Annotated in this window: 1 protein-coding gene; it reads right to left on the minus strand. The window is 40.8% G+C overall.

What is annotated here, in order from left to right; genetic code table 11:
- Positions 1-841 (minus strand): DUF7507 domain-containing protein (locus DCK90_RS16900; RefSeq protein WP_159075880.1); only part of this gene is annotated, 841 nt, incomplete at both ends.

Consider the following 841-nt stretch of genomic DNA (forward strand, 5'->3'; position numbering starts at 1 on the left):
ATCATCATTGATATCGGTTCCTGCTATAGGACCTGCAATAGGGTCTGGGCTTATTTTATCGTCTATTAGCTCAATAAATTCGAGATCAAAATCACCAATATTGGTCACTCTGAAGGAATAACGGATTGATTCATCACAACCGTCTGAATCCAAATCAGCTAAAGTACCTGTTTTCATCAATGCCATCTCGGGACCTAAAGGGTTGCAGAGTTCATTAGGTACTGCGGTATTTGTTGGGTTATCTTCAAATGGACTGTCATCATCAGAAAGGTCCATTGCCTGTTCAATGCTATTGACTACAGTTCCTGTTACGGTAGCTTGGTTGGTTACGGATCCTATATCGATGTCAGGCTGTGTTATTTCGTAGAATGCTTCATAGTTCCATACCTCGCCTACTGAAAGGATGCCATCTTCATTTATATCAAAACCTGCCATGGGTCCAGGGATGGGATCAACACCCAATAGATCATCTATAAGTTCTATGGTTTCTAGGTCACTATCACCTGTATTGGTCACCCGGAAGGTATATCTGATACTTTCAAAACAACCGTCAAAGTCGAGATCTACTAAAGTTCCATTTTTGACCAATCCCAAACCTGGCATTAGAGGAGAGCATAGTTCATTGGGTACTGCTGTGTTGGTAGGGTCATCTTCCTGAGTACTATCATTATCCGACAGATCCATGGCTTGTTGAATACTGTTTATCACTTTACCTGTGACTGTTGCCTGATTTGTAACTGATCCAAAATCTATATCTGCCTGTGTTATTTCATATATGGCTTCATAATCCCATGTTTCTCCTATTGAAAGAATACCATCGTCATTGATATCGGTTCCAGCT

The sequence above is a fragment of the Muricauda brasiliensis genome, from assembly GCF_003057865.1.
In the GTDB taxonomy this organism is placed as follows: domain Bacteria; phylum Bacteroidota; class Bacteroidia; order Flavobacteriales; family Flavobacteriaceae; genus Flagellimonas; species Flagellimonas chongwuensis.